The 23,029-nt window shown below is 43.5% G+C and carries 21 protein-coding genes; 8 read left to right on the top strand and 13 right to left on the bottom strand.

Translation table 11 applies throughout. The features are described 5' to 3' along the window. Nucleotides 1-43 precede the first annotated feature (43 nt). The 3 genes from Q0230_RS06785 (at nucleotide 44) to Q0230_RS06775 (ending at nucleotide 3,151) form a co-directional block, all read left to right on the top strand. Nucleotides 44-724, top strand: a complete 681-nt coding sequence (locus Q0230_RS06785; protein ID WP_298609098.1) for a hypothetical protein — start codon at nucleotides 44-46, stop codon at nucleotides 722-724. Next, entirely contained in the window at nucleotides 705-863 is a 159-nt protein-coding gene (locus Q0230_RS06780; RefSeq protein ID WP_298609097.1) for a hypothetical protein, read from the top strand. The genes Q0230_RS06785 and Q0230_RS06780 overlap by 20 nt, the downstream gene beginning before the upstream one ends. Before the next feature lie 212 nt (nucleotides 864-1,075). Next, nucleotides 1,076-3,151: a catalase gene (locus tag Q0230_RS06775; RefSeq protein WP_298609096.1), complete on the top strand. Its 2,076-nt coding sequence runs from the start codon at nucleotides 1,076-1,078 to the stop codon at nucleotides 3,149-3,151. Nucleotides 3,152-3,212: 61 nt separating this feature from the next. On the opposite strand, the gene Q0230_RS06770 is transcribed toward Q0230_RS06775, so the two are convergent. The 5 genes from Q0230_RS06770 to azu form a co-directional block, all read right to left on the bottom strand. After that, nucleotides 3,213-3,971, bottom strand: a complete 759-nt coding sequence (locus tag Q0230_RS06770; RefSeq protein WP_298609095.1) for a phytanoyl-CoA dioxygenase family protein — start codon at nucleotides 3,969-3,971, stop codon at nucleotides 3,213-3,215. Between the two features lie 202 nt (nucleotides 3,972-4,173). Beyond that, on the bottom strand, nucleotides 4,174-5,517 hold the full coding sequence (locus Q0230_RS06765; protein WP_298609094.1) for a hypothetical protein: 1,344 nt from the start codon (nucleotides 5,515-5,517) through the stop codon (nucleotides 4,174-4,176). Nucleotides 5,518-5,737: 220 nt separating this feature from the next. Beyond that, complete coding sequence (locus tag Q0230_RS06760; protein WP_298609093.1) at nucleotides 5,738-6,610, bottom strand: amidohydrolase family protein; 873 nt, start codon at nucleotides 6,608-6,610, stop codon at nucleotides 5,738-5,740. 27 nt (nucleotides 6,611-6,637) lie between these two features. Then, the gene (locus Q0230_RS06755; protein WP_298609092.1) at nucleotides 6,638-7,696 is read right to left on the bottom strand and encodes a 4-oxalomesaconate tautomerase; all 1,059 of its coding nucleotides are present in this window, start codon (nucleotides 7,694-7,696) and stop codon (nucleotides 6,638-6,640) included. A 248-nt stretch (nucleotides 7,697-7,944) separates the two neighbouring features. Further along, on the bottom strand, nucleotides 7,945-8,388 hold the full coding sequence (azu, locus tag Q0230_RS06750; protein ID WP_298609091.1) for an azurin: 444 nt from the start codon (nucleotides 8,386-8,388) through the stop codon (nucleotides 7,945-7,947). A gap of 304 nt (nucleotides 8,389-8,692) precedes the next feature. On the opposite strand from azu, the gene Q0230_RS06745 reads away from it, so the two are divergent. Further along, nucleotides 8,693-9,088: a hypothetical protein gene (locus tag Q0230_RS06745; RefSeq protein WP_298609090.1), complete on the top strand. Its 396-nt coding sequence runs from the start codon at nucleotides 8,693-8,695 to the stop codon at nucleotides 9,086-9,088. A gap of 6 nt (nucleotides 9,089-9,094) precedes the next feature. On the opposite strand, the gene Q0230_RS06740 is transcribed toward Q0230_RS06745, so the two are convergent. Genes Q0230_RS06740 through Q0230_RS06725 form a run of 4 tightly spaced genes read right to left on the bottom strand, consistent with a single transcriptional unit; the run spans nucleotide 9,095 to nucleotide 16,936 of the window. Next, nucleotides 9,095-9,925, bottom strand: coding sequence for a TIGR02452 family protein (locus tag Q0230_RS06740; protein ID WP_298609089.1), 831 nt, complete (start codon nucleotides 9,923-9,925; stop codon nucleotides 9,095-9,097). An 8-nt stretch (nucleotides 9,926-9,933) separates the two neighbouring features. Next, nucleotides 9,934-11,565 carry a hypothetical protein gene (locus Q0230_RS06735; protein ID WP_298609088.1) on the bottom strand — a complete coding sequence of 544 codons (1,632 nt, stop codon included), beginning with the start codon at nucleotides 11,563-11,565 and terminating at the stop codon, nucleotides 9,934-9,936. Beyond that, entirely contained in the window at nucleotides 11,565-15,266 is a 3,702-nt protein-coding gene (locus Q0230_RS06730; protein WP_298609087.1) for a hypothetical protein, read from the bottom strand. Before Q0230_RS06730 ends, Q0230_RS06735 begins: the two co-directional genes overlap by 1 nt. Continuing rightward, nucleotides 15,263-16,936 carry a reverse transcriptase family protein gene (locus Q0230_RS06725; protein ID WP_298609086.1) on the bottom strand — a complete coding sequence of 558 codons (1,674 nt, stop codon included), beginning with the start codon at nucleotides 16,934-16,936 and terminating at the stop codon, nucleotides 15,263-15,265. The genes Q0230_RS06730 and Q0230_RS06725 overlap by 4 nt, the downstream gene beginning before the upstream one ends. A gap of 473 nt (nucleotides 16,937-17,409) precedes the next feature. Between Q0230_RS06725 and Q0230_RS06720 the strand changes: the two genes are divergently transcribed. Together Q0230_RS06720 and Q0230_RS06715 are read left to right on the top strand one after the other, a co-directional pair. Beyond that, the gene (locus Q0230_RS06720; RefSeq protein ID WP_298609085.1) at nucleotides 17,410-17,688 is read left to right on the top strand and encodes a hypothetical protein; all 279 of its coding nucleotides are present in this window, start codon (nucleotides 17,410-17,412) and stop codon (nucleotides 17,686-17,688) included. Between the two features lie 229 nt (nucleotides 17,689-17,917). Next, complete coding sequence (locus Q0230_RS06715) at nucleotides 17,918-18,235, top strand: hypothetical protein (RefSeq protein ID WP_298609084.1); 318 nt, start codon at nucleotides 17,918-17,920, stop codon at nucleotides 18,233-18,235. Between the two features lie 248 nt (nucleotides 18,236-18,483). Here the strand turns inward: Q0230_RS06715 and Q0230_RS06710 are convergent, their stop codons facing one another. Next, on the bottom strand, nucleotides 18,484-19,431 hold the full coding sequence (locus Q0230_RS06710) for a Gfo/Idh/MocA family oxidoreductase (protein WP_298609083.1): 948 nt from the start codon (nucleotides 19,429-19,431) through the stop codon (nucleotides 18,484-18,486). Nucleotides 19,432-19,604: 173 nt separating this feature from the next. Between Q0230_RS06710 and Q0230_RS06705 the strand changes: the two genes are divergently transcribed. Both Q0230_RS06705 and Q0230_RS06700 read left to right on the top strand, forming a co-directional pair. Further along, nucleotides 19,605-20,204, top strand: coding sequence for a macro domain-containing protein (locus Q0230_RS06705; RefSeq protein ID WP_298609082.1), 600 nt, complete (start codon nucleotides 19,605-19,607; stop codon nucleotides 20,202-20,204). 2 nt (nucleotides 20,205-20,206) lie between these two features. Next, nucleotides 20,207-20,683 (top strand): hypothetical protein, encoded by a 477-nt coding sequence (locus tag Q0230_RS06700; protein WP_298609081.1) that lies wholly within the window; start codon nucleotides 20,207-20,209, stop codon nucleotides 20,681-20,683. A 24-nt stretch (nucleotides 20,684-20,707) separates the two neighbouring features. Here Q0230_RS06700 and Q0230_RS06695 read toward each other — a convergent pair whose 3' ends face one another. From Q0230_RS06695 to Q0230_RS06685, 3 genes are read right to left on the bottom strand one after another with little or no spacing between them, the layout of a single operon-like run. After that, complete coding sequence (locus Q0230_RS06695; RefSeq protein ID WP_298609080.1) at nucleotides 20,708-21,553, bottom strand: class III extradiol dioxygenase subunit beta; 846 nt, start codon at nucleotides 21,551-21,553, stop codon at nucleotides 20,708-20,710. Beyond that, a complete protein-coding gene (gene ligA, locus Q0230_RS06690) occupies nucleotides 21,546-21,938 on the bottom strand; it encodes a protocatechuate 4,5-dioxygenase subunit alpha (RefSeq protein ID WP_298609079.1) in 393 nt (130 codons plus the stop codon). Before ligA ends, Q0230_RS06695 begins: the two co-directional genes overlap by 8 nt. After that, complete coding sequence (locus Q0230_RS06685) at nucleotides 21,935-22,981, bottom strand: amidohydrolase family protein (RefSeq protein WP_298609078.1); 1,047 nt, start codon at nucleotides 22,979-22,981, stop codon at nucleotides 21,935-21,937. Before Q0230_RS06685 ends, ligA begins: the two co-directional genes overlap by 4 nt. Between the last annotated feature and the right edge of the window lie 48 nt (nucleotides 22,982-23,029).

The raw sequence follows: 23,029 nt of genomic DNA, 5'->3' as shown, positions 1-23,029 counted from the left end.
ATGGGACATAGATATGCTATATAGTTCAGGATCAATTTTCAGGATGAAGGTCGATCCTAGGGGCTGGAAAGCTCCTAATAGGATATTTGTTCTATTTCTTTTGGCTACGACGACGTGGCTTCCAATAACCGCTTGGCTTCTTGTTTCTGATACAATTAGGGAGTTTTCTTTATGGGAAATAAATATCGTTACTGTAGTGCTAATCATATTTATCCTAATACATATTCCTCTCCTTGCATTATTTAATTCATATAGTGCGAGAATAATTAGTGTACTTTTGGGTGTAATGCCCATTTTATGGTTCGGTATTGCTGTAGTGGCTGGACTTGCTTGGAAATATCAGAACAATCATCCTATTTTTGCACTTATTTTGATATTAGGGTTCATTTACTTCTGTTTTGCACTGGCTCGCCTACACTATCGTCACTTTGATATGGATATGATGATGTACGAGTATTACAGACAAACAGCAGATGGTGAACATCCGGCAAGCGGCGAATGGCTTCTGCTAAATCAGCACTGGGGGATTCGCTACATCAGTAATGCCACAGTTCCCTCACACAAACCCATGCATAGCGCACTTAATTCCTGCTCGACAGTATCCATCGGTGGGCTAGTATTTATTGGGATGCTACTTCAAGCACTAATCACTGGGTTAGTGAAGCAGATTGGCGGGCATGAAATAATTATCACGATTAACGGTCGTGCGCCTGCTGTCGTTTGAAAAAGTCAGCAAAGATAAAGTGCTATACGCACACGCTAATCGCGTTTTGCACCTCGAAACCAATCCGAGCAATGCCTGTGCTTTAGTGCAAAAACATGGCAATCAAGATGTATGGATCAATCCGCCACATATCCTTTAAGTACACCAGAAATGGATTAGGTGTTTGGTTTGCCCTATGCGCGCCCACCCTAGGCCACTAGGTTTATCCACCCTTATGACTTACAAATCAGATTAGATAGAATCATCCAATAACCCTACTCTACCTAACCCACTTGGCATTTTCCCAGTAAGCGTCCTATGCTAAAACTTGCTTCAAACCCTTTGAGAGCAACATCAACTTAGGAGTCAAACATGCAAGATCCCTATAAGCCAAAAACAAACGCTGGTCATGGTGGTGAAACTCATCAGCAAGCAGGCGCTAATAGCCCGACCTTGACCACTGATGTGGGTACTCCCATTGCGGACAACCAAAATAGCCTGACTGCTGGCAAACGGGGCCCTACTTTACTGGAAGATTTTATTTTACGTGACAAACTCGCGCGCTTTGACCGTGAGCGTATTCCAGAACGTTTGGTGCATGCGCGTGGCTATTCAGCACATGGTTATTTTGAGGCAACTGAAGATTTAACTGCATATACCCGTGCCGTACCGTTTAACAGCAAAGGCAAAAAAACGCCTGTATTCATGCGAATTTCTACTGTTGCGGGGAGCAAGGGTTCACCCGATTTAGCGCGGGATGTACGTGGTTTTTCGGTCAAGTTTTATACCGAAGAAGGCAACTGGGATATTGTGGGCAACAATATTCCAGTGTTCTTCATTCAAGATGCGATCAAATTCCCTGACCTCGTGCACGCGGTCAAACCGGAGCCAGATACTGAAATTCCACAAGCGCAATCCGCACATGATAATTTCTGGGATTTCGTCTCCTTAACCCCCGAATCCACTCATATGCTGATATGGATTATGTCGGATCGAACCATTCCGCGTTCCTTACGCTTTATTGAAGGTTTTGGGGTACACACTTTTCGCTTGGTGAATGCCAAAGGTGAAGCACAGTTCGTCAAATTCCACTTCAAACCCAAACTTGGTTTGCAGTCGGTACTGTGGAATGAGGCAGTGAAAATTAATGGGGCTGACCCCGATTTCCATCGGCGCGACATCATCGAAACCTTGCAAAAAGGTGAGGTGATTGAGTGGGAGATGGGCATGCAAATCTTCACTGAGGAGCAGGCGGCCAACTTCGATTTTGATGTACTTGACCCAACTAAAATTGTGCCTGAAGAACTGGTGCCAGTGAAAATTGTAGGACGTTTAGTGCTAGATAAATTGATGGATAATGCCTTTGCGGAAACTGAAGTAGTGGCTTTCAGCCCACAGAATATTATTCCCGGGATTGACTTTAGCGAAGATCCGTTATTGCAAGGGCGTACTTTCTCCTATTTCGATACCCAGCAGCATCGTTTAGGCAGTGCCAACTTCAATAATTTGCCCATTAATGCACCACGTTGCCCGATTCATAATTTTGCACAGGATGGCTTTATTCCACTACGTCAACCACAAGGTCGCGTGAATTATGAGCCAAATAGTTGGGGTGGACCGCGTGAAAATCCTGAAACAGGTTTCCAATCAGCTAGCTCAACCACTGAAGGCACAAAAATCCGTATTCGCCCCGAAAGCTTTGCCGACCACTACAGCCAAGCCCGCCTATTCTTTACCAGTCAAACCCCTACTGAGCAAACCCATATTGTTCATGCTTTAGTGTTTGAGCTGAGTAAAGTAAAGCGTGCTGATATTCGTGAGCGCGTAGTGAGTCATTTAATTAATGTTGACAAAGGCTTAGCGCAAAAGGTTGCGGATGGTTTAGGTTTAGAAAAGCTCCCGGCAGCCGCAAAAGCTGCTGTTACTCCGCATGATATGCCGGAGTCCAGTGCTCTTAGCATTATCAAAAATGGCCCAAATTCCTTCAAAGGCCGTAAACTGGGTATGTTCGTCACTGAAGGCTCAGATGCGAGTTTAGTCAAAGGCTTAAAGGACGCAGCCGAAGCCGCAGGTGCTGCTTGTGCCATCATTGCGCCAAAAATTTCTGGTGTGAAATTGAGTGACGGTAAACTCCATCCAGTCGATGAAAAAATTGGCGGAGGTCCCTCAGTAGTATTTGATGCAGTCGCAGTGATTCCATCGAAAGCGGGTGCTGATTTACTGAAGGCCGATGGCTCGAGCAAAGATTTCGTCGCTGATGCTTTCGCTCACTGCAAATTCATCGCTTATAACGACGATGCCATGCCACTCTTTAAAGCAGTCAGTATCGACGGCGATTTAGACGAAGGCTGTATTAAACTTACTAAAGCAGACGATGCCAAAGCCTTTATTCAAGCTTGTGGCAAATTACGCTTCTGGGAGCGTGAGCCTAAGGCGAATAAGAGTTAAGTGTTAACGATTTAGTGAGACAAAAGCCCTGCATCCTCAATCAAGAGACAGGGCTTTTTATTTAGTGTAAAAAAGGTAGAAAAGCTAGGGGGCGAAAGTTCGCATAAACACTAATCCGGCTACTACCGCTTGGTGCCTCACCTCGGCGATGAAACCCGCGCGTATCTGCAATCACGAGTGAGTTAGCTTTAACCAGCACTTTAGTAAGCGGTTGGGCAATTTGTGCTAAGTCTTGCTGAGAGATGCGAAAGGCTCCTCCGCGATTAGGGTGACCTTGTGCCCGACTTGCTGCACAACTCATTTGATATTCCCATTTGATTCGTTTCCAAGTTGAACGGTTACTTTGATAAGCGTATTCAAAGGGGCCAGCCTCTAGGGTCACGTCTTCAACGAAATACCAAAGTTTATAGGTCGAGTGAAAAGTGTCTTTATGCGTATCTTTTTGTTTATCATGATTTTTTGCATGATCACCATGCTTTAATTCATACACATAATATTGTTTTCTATTTAGCATTCCAAACAGAGCTAGCGTTAGCTTATGCATCTTGCTAGAGCTAAATAAAGCCTTTAACTGTGGATACTGATCTATTTCCACCAGTCGATTTAAGCTACTGCCGTCATAACGATCAAAGCCATGTGCATGCAAATGCTTTTGCCCAAAACCCACTACGCCTGAGTCAGGTGTAATGGCTTGCGTATTCAGGGCGGTTTGTACTTCTTGGTAGATGGCAGGTAGTGCATTTGCATCAGCAAAATTTTCAATAATGACGATCCCGTTTTTAGCGAAAGCTCGGTAGTGTTTAAACGCTAGCCAACTCAACGGGGCGCGTCTGAGAAAAAGTATGAGGTCGCTGAGTAGGATCCGTGCAATATGTAAACCCCACCGATTGGCAGTGGGGTTGCCTAATAGTCCTCTGAAAGCTTTTTCATTACTGAAAATCATACAGCTAGGGTCTCTGGAAAAATTACTTTAAATAGTACGCATATTTTCAAAGGATGCTATGAGTTAAAGCAAGCCTTAATTACTGAGCTGTATTTAAAGTCTGTTTAATACTGCTTACCTGATATTGATATTCTGGTTTATCACCCGCTATCTGTAATGCTTCTTGTAGATAAGTTTGCGCTTTGCCTGATTCTTTCCATGTCAGATGTGCACGCCCTAATAGTTCTAGTGTTCTTATCACATCTGCTTGATAAACTGTTCTTAGATAAGGATCGGGATGGGTAGTGCTGGTTTGCTGGCTAATTTTCAGAGATTCAGCTAAGTATTTTTCAATCTCAGGGCGGCGTGTACTAGCGCTTTTCTCTAACAAAAATCCCGCTAAATTATTTAATACCATGGCCACGCTTGGGAGATGGCTATTTGCATCTGTTTCAGCTAATTGACGATAACTACTTAATGCTTCAGTGTAGTTTTGCTCTATTTCTTGTAGTTGTTTAGTAGTGGGTTGCATCGTATTGAGTAACCCCGCTAGTGTATTTTCTAATTGGGCTAATATTGGTAAATATTCAGTGGGGGAGTTTTTGGCTAAGGGGCGTAAACGAGTAATAGTTTCTGCATAAAGCTTGGCAACTTCAACATTACGTTTACTATCCAATATGGCTAATTCAGACAAGCTACTCAGCACTACTGAAATGCCTATGACAGCTTCAGAGTCTTCAGCAAGCAGACTTTGGTTGAGAGCGAGTGCTTCTGTATATAAACTAAAAGCTGCATCTAATTGCTTGCGGTCTTTTTTAATCGTGCCTAATTCATTGAGTGATCGAATTAAAAAATATTTGTCCTTGATTTGATGGGTGTTTTTTTTGCGTTGACTTAAGGCTTCTGTATAAAGTTGTTCAGCTTGCTCGAGTAATTGGTTTTTTTGTGAAAACAGTGCATAAGCCTCTAAATGCTCTGGATTTCGTCCTGATTTCAACGCTTGTGCAAAATAACTATTAGCTTTGTTAATTCGATCATCACCTAGTTTATAATCAATTGCAGTTAACTGGGCTAATAAGAAAAACTCATCTGCATTTTGAGCTAAGCGGATTTGTAGTTCAGGTTGTTTAGTGATTTGAATTAGTAGCTGGTGTTGCTCTTGAGTAAGTATATTACTATCTAAAGCAGCCCGAGCTTTGTCATCTTCTTTAGCTTTGAAGTAATCAGCAGCTTGTTGTTGACGTTCAGTAGTGAGGGTCGTGGCAGTTAACAGGCTTTCTAATTCAAGGCGTTCAAAACCTTCTGCTCTTTGCTGCTCAGTAAGTAAATCAAAGTTGGGTAAAATTTCGCTAGGGGTTTCAACAGTTCCAGCATAAGCTGTAAGTGGATGAAAGCTAAATAGATTTAGAGCAATAATGATTAAAATTATGCGTCTTTTTTTCATAAATTACTATCCCTACTCGTTTAGTATCATAATGCTACTAAGCAACTTAGTTTGAATTAATCAAAGTTAGTGTAAGACTATTGATTAATTAATTCACTGTGGCTCAGGAAAAAGCTCAACTATTAATAATTGAGCTTTAGAGAAGTTTTAAGTAATTTAAGCTCACGCCTATTAACAAAGAATTAATATTTTTTAAATATTATTAATGCCAGTATAAGAATTAATTTGGAAATCCGTATAAGCGAGCCGGATTATCCACCAATATCTTTTTCTGAATGGCTTCATCGCGCGCAATCAAGGGCACTAAATCCAATAAATCGGCATCATTCGGCATATGCTTTTTAATATTCGGATGTGGATAATCCGTACCCCACAAAATCCGATCGGGGGCAATTTCTATAAAGCCTTGAGCGAAGGGGACTGCATCATAAAAGGGTGGCCCCATCGAGATACGCTCCGAACCGCAGACTTTCATCCACCAATTATCGCGCTGCATGCGCTCGAGTAGGATTTTATAAGCTTGCTGCCCGACGCCTTCCGTGGTTGGTACACGCCCCATATGATCGACGATAATATCCATCTTAATCGCATCGAAAAATTCGGCGTAAGTAATCACATCTTCCGCATTCACATGGATGACTAAATGCCAACCCAAGGGTTTGACGCGCTCCAGTACGGTTTTCATGCTATCCAGATTAGGGGCACCCCCTAAATGCTTGACGAAGTTAAAGCGCACACCGCGCACACCACCATCGTGTAAGTCTTGGAAATCGTTTTCAGTGAAGCTGTCATTGGCGATACACACGCCACGATACGCGCCATTACTGGATTTAATCGCATCCAACATGCCGCGATTGTCCGTACCGTGGCAACTGGCTTGCACTAATACCGCACGTTCAATGCCGAGCTTATCGTGTAAGCGTTTGAGCGCATGTTTATCCGCATCGGGCGGCCAGTACGACGCTTTTTCCGAATAGGGGAAAAGCGCATGTGGGCCAAACACGTGGCAATGCGCATCACAAGCTTTCGCCGGCGCTTTATACAAGGGGGTGCGGGTATTATTATCCGGTGGCATGCAGCTGGGTTTGCTCATACGCTCTCCTCCAATAAAATGAATGGTTTAGACAATCACATACACTTCGCCGCGACTCAAAAGTCGCGCAGTACGCAAGAGTCCAGCTTTGATCACATGGCCGTTGGCATCCTGTTCCAGCTCGACGGAAAATTCGCCGGAAGGATGTTCAACGGATAGATTTTTCGGGTTGCCCTCAGGAATAACGGCAATACCTTCAGTCACTGAGTTGGGCAGAATACAAGCGGTTGCGACCGACACCGCACCCAAGACACCAATTGCATCATGGCAGGTATGCGGAATAAAAGTACGGGTGCTAATGTGACCACCGTTTTGTGGGGGCGCGATTAACGTCATTTTCGGCACGACTTTTTTAGTTACATCGCCCAAATTCATTAAAGGCCCTACTTTCAAACGAACAGCCTCCAGCTTGGCGCGAAATTCTGCATCGTTAGTCAGTTCGGCACAGCTTTCATAGCCGGTTTTGCCTAGGTCTTGGGCATTGATCACGACCACCGGCATACCATTATCAATACAAGTGACGGGAATGCCGTCGATAATGTCTTTGGTATTGCCTGTAGGCAGTAGTGCGCCACAAATCGAGCCTGCTACATCAAGATAATTACAAATGACGGGTGCAGATGTGCCGGGGGCACCATCAATTTTGGCGTTACCTTCATAAGTGATTTTGCCATTCGGGGTTTGAATCGTAAGTTCGCAGAGATTCGCGCTATTCAGCATATACACGCGCACGGTGGTTGTGTCACCTTGCACGGGAATCAAACCCGCTTCAAGCGCAAATGGACCAACACCGGCTAAAATATTGCCGCAATTGGGCGTGGTATCGACGCGATTTTCACCCACGACCACTTGCACAAATAAGAAATCCACATCGGCATCAGGGCGGCTTGAGCGACTTACTACTGCGACTTTACTGGTTAGAGGATGCGCCCCGCCTAAACCATCAATTTGCCGCGCCTCTCGTCCGACTGCAGCCAAAATAAGTTGATCACGCTCGGCAGGTTCAGACGGCAAGTCACTGGCTAAAAAGTACAAACCTTTCGAGCTGCCACCACGAAATTGCATAAAGGGAATTGCGAGTTGCATGGGTCTTTCCTGCCTAGCCGAATAAAGGGGGCAAGGCATCAGTGGCGCTAAAAGCTCTCCTCATGCTTTGCCAATGCTTAACAGTTTAGGGGGATGCAACGGGATTGAACATGCAAAAAATACGTGTGCTCTGGTATTTTTCACCTGTCTTTATGGGGTTTCGGCTGAGTATGGGAATGGTTTAAAAAACCTTAGGAAAGCTAAGTCGTTTAGGCTCTACCCTGAAAGCAGAACCTAAACAAAACCATTTATTTCTTAATAATAAATTTGCCTTTCATAATGCTGGAATGACCCGGGAAAGAGCAGAAGTAAGTTAAATCGCTATCTGCAGCAATATCTTTAATTTTGAATTTAACGGTATCAGTTTCTGTCGGGCCAATTACTTTCGTCTTAGCAATAATCCGAGTGTCATCGGCTTTTAAATAGTTTGCCTCTAAACCGGCTTTCATACCATCTTCAGTGATGCCCGCCATATCTGCTGTTTTAGCAAGTACCCAGTTGTGTCCCATCACTTGCTTAGCCATCGTACCGCTATGTTTTAAGGTAAGGCTAACTTCCTCACAAGTGGCTGGTACAGTTAATTCCGTTTTGTCGTATTGCATCATGTCACTCCCGGTGATCTCAAGATCACATTCACCCGCAAAGGCAAGGGTAGGGAGACTAAGGGCTGCAGCTAAAATATATTTGTACATAACTAGGAACTCCTATCGCGATTTTAAAAAGTTTATTTCAAAACAACCAACGCTTAATTGTTAAAAGATAGATTTTCTTTGTAAACCAACTTTTTACCAACCCAAGCCCTAAGCTAGTTTAAAAAAACGCTATTAATGGTGAGATCGCTATATCGAAGCTGGAGCAGGAAAAGGGCAAATAGGTCTTAACTTAGTTTTAACCAGTACTCGGTCTAGAAAGCTGTTTTATAGCTAAGCTTTTGGCCTGTACTTGCTATTGGTTTGAGAAAAGCTATATTCAAAGCAAACCTTAGGAAGTGTGTCTATGTCGGTTACCCCTTTATTTGCTCTAGTTTTAGTATTCTATCTCCTGTTGCATTGGCTGGGCTTCTTTCCTGCACGTTTAGAGGCTATTCCATTAGCGATTCCGATGCCTTCACACGGGGTCATGCGCCCGACTTATGGTGATTGGTTGGTGGTGGCCGGCTTGATAGCGTTAAATTTTGAGATTTTTAAAGCAACCCGTATTAATGATTTATCGATTATTGAGCGGGTGATTTCTACGCTGGTCTTAATCGTGTATTTGATTATTTGGCTGATCAAGCCTTGGGCAGCCAATAGCTATTTTATGCTCTTAACCTTAATGGCATTTATCAATGTCGCTGCAGGTTTTACGGTGACTTATGCAGCTGCCAAGGCAAGTTTTAATGTCAGCAAATAACTAGGGTTAAGCTATGAACTGACGCTGAAAAGCTAGCAGATTAGCATTGTTCTTACCCACGGTATAAACCGCAAAACAAATTTTTTTAAAACAAGTTTTAAACTGTGGCTGTGCTAACCAATCGGCAAAAGCCTGCGCTACTTGTTGTGGATCATTTTTAAAAACGCCACAACCCCAAGCACCTAATAACAAATTTTCATGCTGATGGGCTTTAGCTATTGCTAAGACTAAACCTGCACGATAATGCAAAGTCTGATAAATCGCTTGAACAGATGCTTGATTTTTTAATAGTACTTGGCCGGCATTGGGGGCAGGAGCAGTAATTACGGAGGCGTAATAAGCTTGCTCTAATAAATCGTTATTGTCTTGCCGAAACCAAGGTACTTGCGGGGAGTAAATGAGGTGATCGGTATAGAGTAAGGAGTCTTGAGCACGATTAGCTGCATAATAAGCAGTTTGGGGCATTAAACACGAATATAGGCCAGAACAACGACACAAGTCTTCTTCCTGTGCGCGTGCACCGCCAATGAAACCACCACCTGGATTACGTGCTGAAGCGAAGTTAAGAAGCACTAAATTGTCTAATCCCTCATCTTGTACTAAACGCTTAGCAGCTGCTTGAGTCTTTTCTGAGGTAACCGTAATCTGTGTGTTGTTGGTGGAGCTAGTCTTACTTTGCTCTAATTCTAATAAAGCTTTCGCTTGTTGTGGTGTATATAGACGTGTTCCAGCGACTGCTGGTGTTAAGTCGAAGCTTACGATTTTTCCAGTAGGTGTTTGATAAGAACCTTGCTCAAGAATTTTTAAGGTAAGTTCTGCCAGAGTTTTAAATGACACACAATTCCTTAGTGTTGGTTGAATAAACGTAAGGCTAGTAGATGCTCACAAGGGCCTTGCCGTAGTTTATGCTGAATATAAAAATGACATTGGCATTCACCAGCTACTAAACGTAGGTCTGCATCAATTGTCAAGTTTGGTTTATAAACCTTAGCATTATCAGTGACTTCACCGGCTAAACAGGTGCGTTGCTCAGATAGTTCACGTTGACTGAGGTTTACTAAGTTTGCGCTAATAAAGTGCTGTGCTTTTTGTTCCCGCTCATTCGTAAAGCGTAATTGCTGCATGGGTAAAGAATCTTTGCTGAGTTCACGTAGGCGATACAGGCCAGTGTCCAAATCATAGAGTACGCGCCCATATTGAGCATAAATGCCTAAAGCGCTAGTGACCGTATTAATCTCTAGCTGCAAGCGCTTGGCAAGTGACTCAGCAGTTTCGCACCAAGTTTGATTGAGAGCCTTAAAAACTAATTCAGCGGTCGCACTATCCACTTCACCGCGCGGAGCCATTAAATCAAAGTTGCCTAAGCGCGAAAAATCATTTGCACTCCAACCCGATAAACCCAAAGTAAAGTTCATTCCCTCCATTTCGGCTATCCAAAAGCTAGGTAAGCCTGAGCCTAATAAATTAATTTTAAAGCGTGTAGCGATAGGTATCAGACGCTCTAAAATAAATAAACGCCGCCGCCCCCAAATCCTAATCGTTTGTGCGGTATTGCCAGTATAGAAACTACGTGGACAAGAAATAAGCTCACCCCAAGGATCGAGTTGAATTTCAATGGGTTGGTCAGGCTTTAGAATAAAGCGCAAAGAGCGTGGGCTGGCTTTTTCCTGATGGCGCTTTAAAAACAGCAGCACATTATATAAATCCATTGGGTGCAGGCTAAGCTCAGTTTGCGGCAAACTCATAGCAGAACTAACTTGTAAAAAACCACGTACCCAACTATCCGGTAAGTCGATTTTTTCTTCTTTGAAATCTTCGCTTAAGCTGGTTTTCACCGCAAAACCACTCGGATCAATCACAAATTGCGTGGTTTTATAATCACGAATTTTTTGGAATTCTTGGTATAAAGCGGGCGAATAATCAATATTGGTAGTGCCAAAAGCCTGTTCTTGGATATTTTTAAAGACCGCATAGCTACAACTTAATTTGCCATAGCTGGATTCATCTTCGGAAAAGCATTCAAAAAAAATGCAGTCAGGATGCACGCTAATCACAGGATCAAGCACAATCCAAGTATCACGCGCGAATTCATAGAGGTATTGAAAGTAGTTGCTTTTGGCTTGTAGATAAGGTCGTTTGATTTTCTGTTCTTGTCTTTGTAAATACTTTAATTCATAGCGTAGACTGCTCAGTTCTTCTGCAAGCGCCGCTTGCTGGCCGAGTGCTTGGGTTAAAAACACCTCTTCTTGCGCTTTTAGCCAAGTTTTGTAATCAATTTTATCGCGCGGCTTATAGCGCGTATCCGAAATGACCACTTCATTTAAGGCCGACATAGCTTCACGGAAAGGCAAGTGGTGGGCTAGTTCACCGCGAAAGAAAGTGGGTTGCCGCAAAGCATCGGGCACAAAATTCATCGAGCTGTGCTGGGCATCATGTTTGACTTGGGATGCACCAAAATACTGACGGGTAAATTCCATTAATAAACCCTCAATTCAGGTTGAATGATTTTGATAACGCTGGAGCTAATAGCATGATGTGTTTGTAATTCGACCAAGGTTTTTAGATACTGTGAACGATCAGCAAGTACCCGCGTCAGTGATTGTTCAGCAAACAATTGCGCTACCATTTTTCCTACCTGTTCATCCAATTGTGCTTGCTGGAATAAGAAGGCAATAACCCGATCTTTCACTAAACGTGCACGATTAAGCTGCATCAGCACGGTTTTAAAGTAAGGTTCTAATTGAACAATCACTTCGGGCTGCTGTTGGGTAGCTTGCACCAAAAAATCGGAGACAAATTGTTGCACCACTAAAGAGGGATGCTGGCTTAAATGTAGTAAGTACACAGCCCCTTCGCCCATTTTATAAGCCTTGAGCATTAACTCACGCCCTAATTGTTGTACATCGGCATAGACCTGATCACAGACCATCACTACTGTTTCAGGTGTCCAGAATTCATTGGGCAATTGCTGCAAATAATAAATTGCCGCTTGGCGGGTATCATCCCAGCGATTATCTAGGATGCGTACTGCCTCACTAAATTCGCGCATAACCTGTTCGGGCTGCTGTATTAAAGCCTGCAAAGCCCAAGCACGGATGCTCAAGCTCGGATTTTTCGTGAGTATCGCCAGCTGCTTAATGGAGAATTGCTTGATGCTGCGAGTTGGTAAGATTAAAGCGCCAGTTTGTTGGGCCAGGGCGCTTTGGGCAGTCATTAAACGCCATAATAAATCTTCATCAATGCTCGGATAAAGTGCATTAAGACTTTGTACTGCTTGAAGAATGTCAGCGTTGAATCCTTCTACGGGTTCAGCTTTGAACAATGCCGGTACTAATAATTGCCAAACTTGGTGCTGTAGATTTAAATCCTGAATACTGGCAATCACCCGTACCGCTTGAGCGCGTAAACTTGCCTGTTCATCAACTAGAGCTGCTGCAATCACCGCTAAATATTGCGCTTTCTCAGCATCGTTAAGCTTAGCCAGTAAAGCGACTGCCGCTGCTTGTAATTCAAGGTCAGTGGATTGCGCTAAGTGCTCAAAGCAAGCGGCTAGTGCGGTAAAGCTATAAGTAGACTCAGCCATCAAGATTGCAGCTAAACGTTGTAGCTCAAGCCGATCTTGTACTAACAAATTTTGTAGTGCCGAGAGTGGTGTTTGCCCTGCTAAAGGATGCGTGAGTAGCCACTGAAGACGGGGAATTAAGATCGTTTGGGTAGTTTCTGCGGTTAGACTAAGACGTTCCAGCAGTACGGTAGTCAAACTCGGATAATCTTGTTGTGCAGTATACAAATAGTCCTTCGCGACTTGATAGACATCCTGATAGGGCGAACATAATAGACTCACTAATAAAGCCTGGGAGTTTTGGAAGTGTTGTGCGCTTAATTGTTTTAAAGCAAGTTGGCGAATACTTGCGAACTGTGCACTTAATAAAGCCTCCCAAACGACAGATTCATGTAAATGGGTTAACAGCTGTTGTGCGGCTAAAGTTGCGGTATTTTCATAAGGTCGCACAACCAGATCTAGCCACACAGATAGGGGTTGCTCGCTTAAAAAACCACTGTGTTTTTGCAAGTGACGATAGGCAAAATCATTCACTACTTGCGCTTTACAGTGCAGTAACAGCACTAATAGGTCAGCAGGTGATTGCTTCCATAATTTTGGATAGGCTTCTACATTGATCAAATCAGCAACTTTTCCCTGTAACAAGCGCCATTCATTTTTGTAGCTGGGACGATAATGCTTGCTGTGAGTATGCAAAATAAAATTCACTGCATGCAGTTTTGGGAAGACTTTATGTGTAATTCCTTGCACAATTTGGGCAGATTCAGCTTGATCATCAGCTTGCAATAAAATTTGCTGCGCTAGTTGTGTATAGTTTTGTGGTGCAAATTTAGCGAGCTTATTGAGCAAACGTACAATGCGTCGTTTGAAATAGTTTTGGGTATTTTGACTAAAGGGTTTTTGCCCATATCTACCGCTTGTAATAAAGGAGTGCCCACATTCTAAACGCTGATTCAGCTGCGCTAATACTTCATAATCATCCAATAGCTCAGCCAATTTATAAACTTGGCGGAAGCTAGGCTGGAACGAATCTTCAACTTCTAAATAAGGCAGAGCGGTTAAAAACTCTACGCGTTTGCTGGTATCAATTTGAGTGCAGGCATAGAGGCCTAAAATATGCTGTTGAAAACTTTGCAGTTGGTGCTGTATCTGTTGCTCTGCCTCGTTACGTAACTGAATTAAGCGCTGGGCGCTCAGTTGAGTGAAGGCATGGTGTAGGTCTTTATCGATACGACTTTTAATCTCAAAGTTCAAGCCACTTTTTAGGTAAGGTAAGTAGAAGCGATAGCTATTGATTTGCGGCAATAAAGCCATGATGGTCTGATAAGCGCCATGTGCCTGTAAGATCTGTTGACATTGCTCTAAACGGGTTGAAGAAATAGCTTTGCCGCGCTGGGCATAAATGTCTGCATATTTAATAATATCGCTGCGTGAAATCCCATTCGCATTCATGACTCGCCTAATACGGGTTTCAAGATCATGATTCCAAATAGAATTTAAACGCCCACTGAGTGCCGCTTCACGTAACGAAGCATTAGTCTGTGGCCACTGCATGCCTTGTAAGGCCTTTTGATAGCGCTCAAAATTAGCTTGTAGAGCTTGGAGTGCTCGGTCAACGACTTGATTTTTTCGATGCAGCAATACATCGTCAATCGCTGGTTCCAATTCAGGAAAAGCCGCACGTTGTAGTTTGAGTTTTAGCTGAACTTCAGGGCTTAAATAACGTTTTAAATAATTACGATTAAGATCTTCTAAAGTGAGTTGTGTTATGAGCTGATTTAATTCCTCACTTAAACCATGATGCTGAATGACTAATTTAAAATACTCTAGCTGAGATGGCTCAAACGCTGGTAGATAACAGCGCTGTGCTTGATCGTAAGTCTGTATGCAAGCATGCAAAGCCTTTAAATCTACCACCTTCCAAGTAGGCAAATACAGTTGTGGATTAGGCGAGGTTTGTAGTAGGGCAAACTGATATAAATGCTCCGGCAGATGCTCACGAATGCTCGTTAATAAGTTGAAAGCCAGTGGATCACGACTACGCGCCACAGCCCAGGCGATAGAGTAATAAAAAACCTTAGCTTCGCCGTAATAGTGAGGTTTGCTTGCTAAGATGGCTTGGAGTGCTTCTACCAAACCTGCAATCCGCAATTCACCCGCTTTCCAAATAGTACGGGTTAGTGAGTAACCATCAATATAACCCATGGTTTTATTTGCGTTAAAGCTAGTAAACGCCCGCTGCCCTAAAGCAAATTGCTGTAAGCGGGCAAGGATTTTTTCATCACGATTATGCGGTTTGGCGCGCGTAGGTGTAAGCGTATTGGGTATCGGCTGAATAGCCGCGCCTAAAGCGGTCTTACTAATTGGGTCATAGCCTTGAATAACTTGATAGCCACCATTGATCTTACTGACTAGTAGGCTATTAGCAAGCGTTTCAGCTTGAGCGAGGCTAACAGCGGCAGGGGTTTTACTGCCTTCGGTCAGTGTCTTGCCGGCGCGGCCATAACGGAAGTTGACTAAGTGTTGACTACTATCCAAGGCAATAATATCCACTTCGTAGATTTTATCCGAACTGCTTTGTTGAAAATGGAGTGTGGTGCGGCGGAGCAGTTTCATGGTTTGCCTCGGAATATCCCTGCAAATAGGGAAAAGACATTATTAGCTAGTGAAGGCTTTGGGGGTTCAGCAGGGCCTGTGGGCAGAGGCTGATCAGTTTTAACAGTTTGGGGTGTTAAGCCGAGAGCCTGTTCAACTTGCGCTAAAACTTCACTGTAATGAATAAGTTCACTCAGTTGTGGCTTGGGTGCTGTTTGCGCTACTTGCATGTTGGGTAAAGGTAATTCGCCTTGAGCCGAGCGCTTTCTAAACTCTACTGTACTACGTATTAAGGTTTGCGCTGGTACACCGTGGGTTTGTTGAATCAAGGCAATTTGCTGTAAAAACTGCTCGCCTTTAACTGGATTAATCATGCGCACATAATGTGCATAGCTTTTAATACTTGCGAGTAGATTACGGTTCTTGCCCCAAGTTTTACCTGCATAGCCATCTTTTTGAATTTGGAATAATAAGGCCCGAAATTGTTTTAAAGTGTGCCGCTCAATATTCAGTGCTTGATTAACAGTCAAACCAGTGACTTCTTGGCGACGTCCACGGTGCATAATTCGCGTCTTATTAGGGTGTACCTGAAAGCCTTCTTCTTTGACAATTGCATGCACCCAATGCAATAAACCGCGAATCGGAGCGTCAGCCTTATGAGTAGAAAAGGTTAAATCATCCGCATAGCGTGTGTAGATAAAACCATATTTAGTCGCTAAACCCTGCAAGCGCTTATCCAATTGCCGGGCGACTAAATTGCTTATGTAAGGGCTAGTCGGTGCACCTTGCGGTAAGCGGCGCGGATTTTGATTCAGATAATAACGTTGCCCATCTAGCTCCACGGTTTGAGTGAGAGGTTCAGAGCAGAGTAAAGCGAAGAGGGTGGCAAGTTCGTGGTTATAGCCAAGCTGGGCAAATACGCCTTTAATGCGTGCATAGGTAATCGTTGGAAAGAAGTCTTTCAAATCCAAATTGATAACAATCTGTTGCCCTAGATGTGGTTGAGCATTGGTGACAATACTACGCCCAGTAATGAAACCATGAGCTTGTTCTGTGAGCGCTAGGGGCTGTAGGACGTTCTCTAAAATCCAATAATGCGCACGTTTTAAGCGTGGCATAGGCGCGGAGATTAAACGTGTACCACCGCTTTTTTTAGGAATGGCAAATTGTTGATAATGATGAACCTGCGAGACTTGATTGCTATAAGTCAGGAAGCGTAATTCGTTTAAACTAATCCCCATCAGGCTAGCCAGTTCTAAGCCGGTTGAACAGATCGGTAAACCATAATGCTCAAGGCTTTGTGAGTTTGAGGGTAAAGCTTGCGGGTCAGGTCGATAGCCTGCAGCATCGCCTAAATAATCAAGCTGCGTCTGTTGCCTTTCATGCCAAGCGAGTGCTTGTTGATAACGTTTCACTTCGCGCTGAATCTTGGTTTCAGTACGCTTAGCAAGCGCTTCGCTCATCCTTGTTTTGTGGAGTTTTTTGAGTGCTGCTGTGGGATCAGTGACTTGTTGAGTGAGAGTGCGAATGCGTTGGTGAAGATAGGCTTTACGTTTGCTTAAATCAGCGTTCAGACTGGGAGCTTGGTCGTTCGGCCAATAACCTAAGCGCTGCATTTCGCTAAGAATAAATTGTTCTTTCGAGGTAGCTTTAATCTGATCGTAGATTTGCTGACGGGTTAACTTAGTCATGGCAAGCGACTCGATAGTATTTAATATTTTTTATAAAAAAATAGCCGACTTTAGGCCGGCTATGCTGTATCACGTAAATGACAGTCGTTCATTCAGAAAATTAGCTTGCTACACTCGTTGCGCGGGCCACTACCATCGCGTTGTTGGTTTCCTAGAAACCACATGCAAAACGTGATGGTAGTGAGACCGCGCTTTAGTAAAGAGCAGGCTAATGATGCTTTGCTCGGCTAGCTGTATGAATAGCGATCCACTATTCGAGTTGCAAAGTTCATTTACGTAGAGGAAGCGTAACCAGTTAACAACCATTACTCAATTTTTTCTGATAAAATGCAAGTATTAGCACTGGATTAATTCACTTTAATTTATTTATTTGAAATCATTGGGTTACCAAGTTTTTCTATAAATCATGTGAACTTTTTAGGCTGATAAAAAGACATAATTATTATCTTAACTAATTCAACTAGGGGGCTAATATGAAATTCAGTTTTAATGATCGTTTAACCATCGTGTTACGTCACTCATGGAAGGCTCAAGCTGCAGTTGTAGTGATGTTATGTGTGACTTTGGGTACTTTTCTATTGATGCGTGCCGTTAATCATGCTTTGGCTGATTCCGCCTTAATCAGTGAAGTTGCCCAAACGGCTAGCTTCTTCCATGCTGAGTTAGTCGCTAGCTTAGTGGTGTTATTTGCTATGTTGGTAGCTTTCAGCGAAATCGTTCAACATGAATGGCATAAGCTTAATAAGTTCTAGTTTATTAAAAGGTGCTTAGTAGAAGTGCCTTTTTAATTTATGGAAAACTCTGCAACTCCAAACCTCAGTCCTTCTTATAAGTAACAATTTCCTAGTTCCTCCCAAAGTTTTACAACCAGCTTACTGGTAGTCTGATAAATAGTTTTCTCGTCCCATTCCTTCCCCCCTACTGTTCATTTAGATTAAAATCAGTTATTTGCCTAAAGCCATTTCTGGAAGAGTATAATTTATGACTAATACTATTATTGTTGATTTTGGAACAGAGCGTGAATACAGCTTTATTGTTCATCCTGAGGATATTCAAAATCTAAGTAAAGATGAAGCTCAGGATTGGCTAGCCCAAGAGTTTGAAGACTTAGAGTGCTCCCCTAGTAGTCCAGTGGGCAAGATTTTGCTAGTCGATATGCTGTTAAATGTTGCGAAATATGCGGGTGAAGAGCGTTTCAAAGAGCGCACTGAATGGGCACAACAGTTCGTCAAAGCCGTGGCGACTTTGTTGAAGCGTTCGACTGTGCGTATTGATGTGGATGAGTTTGCGGTGGCTTAACTAGAGATTTCTGCTTAACTCATGCTTTAAATTTTACATCTGTATTTTTCAGCAATAGATCAGGAACAGCAATCGTCCTATAAGGCACTTTTGGCTTTAAAGCTACGTGTTACCTATTGGCACGTAGCTGTTCCCGCGATGACTTTGGTTTTGTTAGTAGACTCTGAATTAGCTATTCTTGAAGTACATTGGATAGTTACCCAAAAACTCGCCATCAGTTCTCTCCATGCCTAAGAAGTGAACAACTGTTATCTTTCTAATTGCTGTTCCAATAAATCCAATATTTTCATTGCTGCCAAAGCTTGTTGCACACTGGCATTGGGTTCACGCTTTTCGCGAATGGCCGCAATAAATTCCCGATCTTGTAGCTCAATCCCATTCATGGAGACATCGACCTGGCTCACATCAATTTGCTTTTCATGACCGTCAAATAAATCATCATAGCGCGCTAGATAAGTGCCATTGTCGCAGATATAACGGAAGAATGAGCCGAGCGGACCATCGTTATTGAAGGACAGCGATAAGGTACAAATCGCACCGGATTCAGATTTGAGGCCAATGCTCATATCCATCGCAATGCCTAATTCAGGATGTTTCGGCCCTTGGATACCTTGCACTTGTACAATCTTTTCGCCAGTTTGATAAGCGAATAAATCCACCGTGTGGCAAGCATGATGCCATAGTAGATGATCCGTCCATGAACGTGGTTGACCTAAAGCATTTAGGTTTTGGCGGCGGAAGAAATAGGTTTGCACATCCATTTGTTGGATTTTCAGCTCACCTGCAACGATCTTTTTGTGTATCCATTGATGGCTAGGATTAAAGCGGCGCGTGTGGCCTGCCATTGCAACTAAGCCCGTTTGTTTTTGTTTAGCACAAACCGCTTCAGCATCAGCAAGGCTATCTGTCATAGGGATTTCAATCATGACATGCTTGCCTGCATCCATGACTTGTAAAGCTTGTTGAGCATGAATCGGCGTGGGGGAAGTGATGATCGCGGCTTCTACGCCAGGTTGGGCTAGACCTTCAGCTAAATCGAGTGTCCAGAAAGGAATGTTATATTTTTCGGCAATTTCCCGTGTGCTGTCTTCAGTGCCACCCACTAAGCTAACAACCTCAACATCTGGGATATTTTTCAAAGCATCTAAATGCTTTTGACCAAACGCACCTTGGCCTACCATACAAATTTTCATCATACCTCCTAAGCTCTTGTATCCTCTTTGAGAGTTTGATTGTACTAATTGTGCAGGTAGAAGCTATAGAGGCAAACGGGAATGAGAGAAATGGCTAGTTTTTTGTGGGAAAAGTACAAATGCCAAGTAACCTAGAAAGAGGATAAACTAGTTAGTCATTCCTAGGAGTCTAGCTTGTGGTTATTAAATTCGTCGCTTTTCACTTAGATTTATTCTACGCCTGGCAAAAATATTTTGCGGATTGTGCTGATGTGGAAATTATAGATGGCGATATTTTGGAGCAGGAAGCTGATGCTTTAGTCAGTCCTGCCAATAGTTTTGGCTATATGGACGGTGGTTTAGATTTAAAAATCTCACAAAAGCTGGGGTGGGATATTGAGAAGAAAGTTCGACAACGCTTACTAGATGATTTTTATGGTGAGTTGCCTGTTGGGAATGCCTTAATTGTAGAAACTGGCCTTAAGCAATTTTCCTATCTAGTATCAGCGCCTACGATGCGTGTGCCTATGGATGTTTCGAAGACGGCGAATGCCTTTCTAGCTTTTAAAGCTGTTTTGGCGGAAGTGAAAAAATTCAATGCACAAGGACAACGGATTAATTCTTTAGCATGTTCAGGTTTAGGCACAGGTGAGGGTAAAATGAGTGCTGAGCAATGCGCACGCCAAATGCGAGCAGCTTATGAGGTAGTTATCTTGGGTAAGGTTTTGACTCAAGGTGGTTTGGCGGGGGCAGTGCGAAATCATCAATTTTTAAGCAAACACGAAGAAAGAGAATAACTATGGGTCATGCAATTCCTTCAAGCATGCAAGCGCAGTTAGGCGCTTGGAATAATAGTGAGGGTATTGATTTAGAATCTTGGATTGGATGTGAAGGTAATTTTCGTTTAGCGATAGGGTACGCTACGTTATTTTGGCCTAACTTTATTGAGTTTGAGGATTATATTTTTATTGAGGGTGTGCAGGCATCAAGTGTTAGGCAATTTGAGGAGGTATCAGGATGTACACCTAAGTCTGTTGAATGGACTCTAAATCATCTGCATATTGCGGATATCCAGCATTATGGTTGTGTAGACATATCATCTGATAAGCTGATTTTCCTGGGAAATATTTTAAAAGAAATTTATGAAGCTAAACTAAAGTTTCAATTTCCTAATAAACCTTGTGTTGTGGAATTTTATCAGCCGGAAGACAAAGATAGTTTGTATGACTATCAGCTTTCATTTTGGCAGAAAAAGCATGATGAAGAGACAGCCTAAAAGGCTAGCTCTTCAAGTAACCTGCTAATCCCCCTTATTCTCCAACACCAAATGCCCCACCGCGGTATTCGAGGCTGGCACATGATAAAAGCGGTGTTTCAATTCCACGTCATCATTCAAAGCGCCACGCATAATCAGCCACATTACTAGCTCTATACCTTCTGAACCCGCTTCACGCACATAGTTAATATGCGGAACTTGGGCTAATTCGTCCGCTTTATCCACAATCCGCTCTAAGAAGTCATTGTCGAATGCTTGATTAATTAAGCCAGCACGCGGCCCTTGTAGTTGATGGCTCATGCCACCGGTACCCCAAACTTGCACATTCAAATCTTCGGGGAAGCTTTCAATCGCTTTGCGTAAGGCTTTGCCTAAATCATAACAACGTTGACCGGATGGCGGTGGGTAGAGCACCACATTCACCGCAAACGGAATAATCAAGCACGGCCATTCTTCCACTTGCCCGAATACCAAAGACAGCGGCACAGTCAAGCCATGATCCACATCCATTTTATTAATCACAGTGAGGTCAAAATTATCCTGAATCAGGCTTTGGGTAATGTGCGCGGCAAGCGGTGGATGACCTTTCACCGTTGGCACAGGACGCGCACCCCAACCTTCATCCGCTGGTTTAAATTCAGGGGCGCAACCAATCGCAAAAGTCGGGATAAAATTCATATCAAAGGCGGTGGCGTGATCGTTGTACACCAGAAAAATCACGTCGGGTTTTTGCTCTTTAATCCACTGTTTAACGTATTCATAACCTTTGAAAACAGGTTGCCAATAAGGCTGTTCGGTTTTGCCCAAATCAATCGCCGCACCAATTGCAGGCACATGTGAAGTTGCCACACCCGCCGTAATTTTAGCCATTATGTTGCTCCTGCTTATACAGATTACCTTCGGGTTTGCGCCCACCATCGAGCATCATTTGCGCGTATTCTTCCTGCGTCATGCCAGTCATAGAAGCGGCAGCCACTTGGAAGCTTAAACCATCGGTAGAGAAGATTTTCGCGAGGAAATAGACATTGCCGCCGAGGCTCATCATCCAGTTATAATCACGTGCTAACACCGCCTGCTTTTGCTCTTCGCTCATCTCCCATTCGTCTAAATAGGCGCGTTCATTGGCTTTGAATTTGTCGCGATTTTCTGCCTTCATTAAGGAAATCGCGAACTGATTGAGGTGATAACCCATCAAGGCCATCGCGGGGTCGAAAATGGTCGTGCCTGGAATATCGTGATAAGGTTTTTTACTCATAGCAAACCCACCTCCTGTAAGCGCGCATCTAAGCGTGGGAACACATGGCGCGTATTCAGTTCAAACACTTTGCGTTTGTCTTCGGCACTTAATTTGCTGCCGTCAATATAGCGTTTGGTGTCATCAAAATAATGCCCAGTTTGTGGGTCAATGCCACGCACTGCGCCAATCATTTCCGAGGCAAATAGAATATTGTCGGTGGGTACCACTTCAAACAGTAAATCAATACCTTCCTGATGATATACACAGGTATCGAAATAGAGGTGATCTTTAATAATTTCATTCAGATGCGGCAGTTTCATCATATCCGCCAAACCACGGAACCGCCCCCAGTGATACGGTACGGCACCACCACCATGCGGAATAATCAGCTTCAGATTCGGGAAGTCTTTAAATAGGGTTTTCGCCATCATGTAATGCTGGAAAGCGGTCGTATCCGCCCCCAAATAATGCGAGCCGGTGGTATCAAAACACTGATGGCAAGAGGCACTGACGTGAATCATCGCAGGCACATCTAACTCGCACATTTTCTCGTAAATCGGATACCAATAAGGATCATCCAAGCGCGGCGCAGTCCAATGCCCACCCGATGGATCAGGACTTAAATTGCAACCGACAAAACCGAGTTCTGTGACACAACGTTCTAATTCTTTTGCACTGGCTTGCATATCGGCTTTCGGCGATTGCGGGAGTTGTGCCGCGCCAATAAAGTTCTGCGGATAGAGGTTGGTAATGCGATAAATCAGGTCATTGCAATGCTCAGTCCAAAACCTACTAGTGGATTGATTGCCAATGTGATGCCCCATCCAACTAGCACGCGGCGAGAAAATCGCTACATCCGTACCGCGCTCACGTTGCAGTTTAAGTTGTGCGCCTTCAAGGCTATCGCGAATCTGATCATCGCTAATATCGACCATGCCTTTGACATGCTCAAATAGCGGATCGGCTTTAACGTCTTTTTTCTGCTGCTCGCGATAATCACCCAACTCATCGGGGGCGGTGGTGTAGTGACCGTGACAGTCAATGACTAAGGTCTTGCTCATGTTATCCTCCAACTCAAAAGCATTAAGAATGAGGATTCGAAATTCGGT

It is taken from the genome of uncultured Thiothrix sp., assembly GCF_937876535.1.
Taxonomy (GTDB): Bacteria; Pseudomonadota; Gammaproteobacteria; order Thiotrichales; family Thiotrichaceae; genus Thiolinea.
The sequence above is the reverse complement of the archived record's forward strand: the minus strand, read 5'-3'. Positions and strand labels throughout refer to the sequence as shown.

Excerpts from the sequence above, each read along its gene's own strand:
- Q0230_RS06760 (WP_298609093.1), bottom strand. The coding sequence starts at position 6,610 with ATGAGCAAACCCAGCTGCATGCCACCGGATAATAATACCCGCACCCCC.
- Q0230_RS06695 (WP_298609080.1), bottom strand. The coding sequence starts at position 21,553 with ATGGCTAAAATTACGGCGGGTGTGGCAACTTCACATGTGCCTGCAATT.
- Q0230_RS06775 (WP_298609096.1), top strand. The coding sequence starts at position 1,076 with ATGCAAGATCCCTATAAGCCAAAAACAAACGCTGGTCATGGTGGTGAA.
- Q0230_RS06745 (WP_298609090.1), top strand. The coding sequence starts at position 8,693 with ATGTCGGTTACCCCTTTATTTGCTCTAGTTTTAGTATTCTATCTCCTG.
- Q0230_RS06785 (WP_298609098.1), top strand. The coding sequence starts at position 44 with ATGAAGGTCGATCCTAGGGGCTGGAAAGCTCCTAATAGGATATTTGTT.
- Q0230_RS06765 (WP_298609094.1), bottom strand. The coding sequence starts at position 5,517 with ATGAAAAAAAGACGCATAATTTTAATCATTATTGCTCTAAATCTATTT.
- ligA (WP_298609079.1), bottom strand. The coding sequence starts at position 21,938 with ATGAGTAAAAAACCTTATCACGATATTCCAGGCACGACCATTTTCGAC.
- Q0230_RS06715 (WP_298609084.1), top strand. The coding sequence starts at position 17,918 with ATGACTAATACTATTATTGTTGATTTTGGAACAGAGCGTGAATACAGC.
- Q0230_RS06730 (WP_298609087.1), bottom strand. The coding sequence starts at position 15,266 with ATGAAACTGCTCCGCCGCACCACACTCCATTTTCAACAAAGCAGTTCG.
- Q0230_RS06710 (WP_298609083.1), bottom strand. The coding sequence starts at position 19,431 with ATGATGAAAATTTGTATGGTAGGCCAAGGTGCGTTTGGTCAAAAGCAT.
- Q0230_RS06700 (WP_298609081.1), top strand. The coding sequence starts at position 20,207 with ATGGGTCATGCAATTCCTTCAAGCATGCAAGCGCAGTTAGGCGCTTGG.
- Q0230_RS06725 (WP_298609086.1), bottom strand. The coding sequence starts at position 16,936 with ATGACTAAGTTAACCCGTCAGCAAATCTACGATCAGATTAAAGCTACC.
- Q0230_RS06735 (WP_298609088.1), bottom strand. The coding sequence starts at position 11,565 with ATGGAATTTACCCGTCAGTATTTTGGTGCATCCCAAGTCAAACATGAT.
- Q0230_RS06685 (WP_298609078.1), bottom strand. The coding sequence starts at position 22,981 with ATGAGCAAGACCTTAGTCATTGACTGTCACGGTCACTACACCACCGCC.
- azu (WP_298609091.1), bottom strand. The coding sequence starts at position 8,388 with ATGTACAAATATATTTTAGCTGCAGCCCTTAGTCTCCCTACCCTTGCC.
- Q0230_RS06755 (WP_298609092.1), bottom strand. The coding sequence starts at position 7,696 with ATGCAACTCGCAATTCCCTTTATGCAATTTCGTGGTGGCAGCTCGAAA.
- Q0230_RS06720 (WP_298609085.1), top strand. The coding sequence starts at position 17,410 with ATGAAATTCAGTTTTAATGATCGTTTAACCATCGTGTTACGTCACTCA.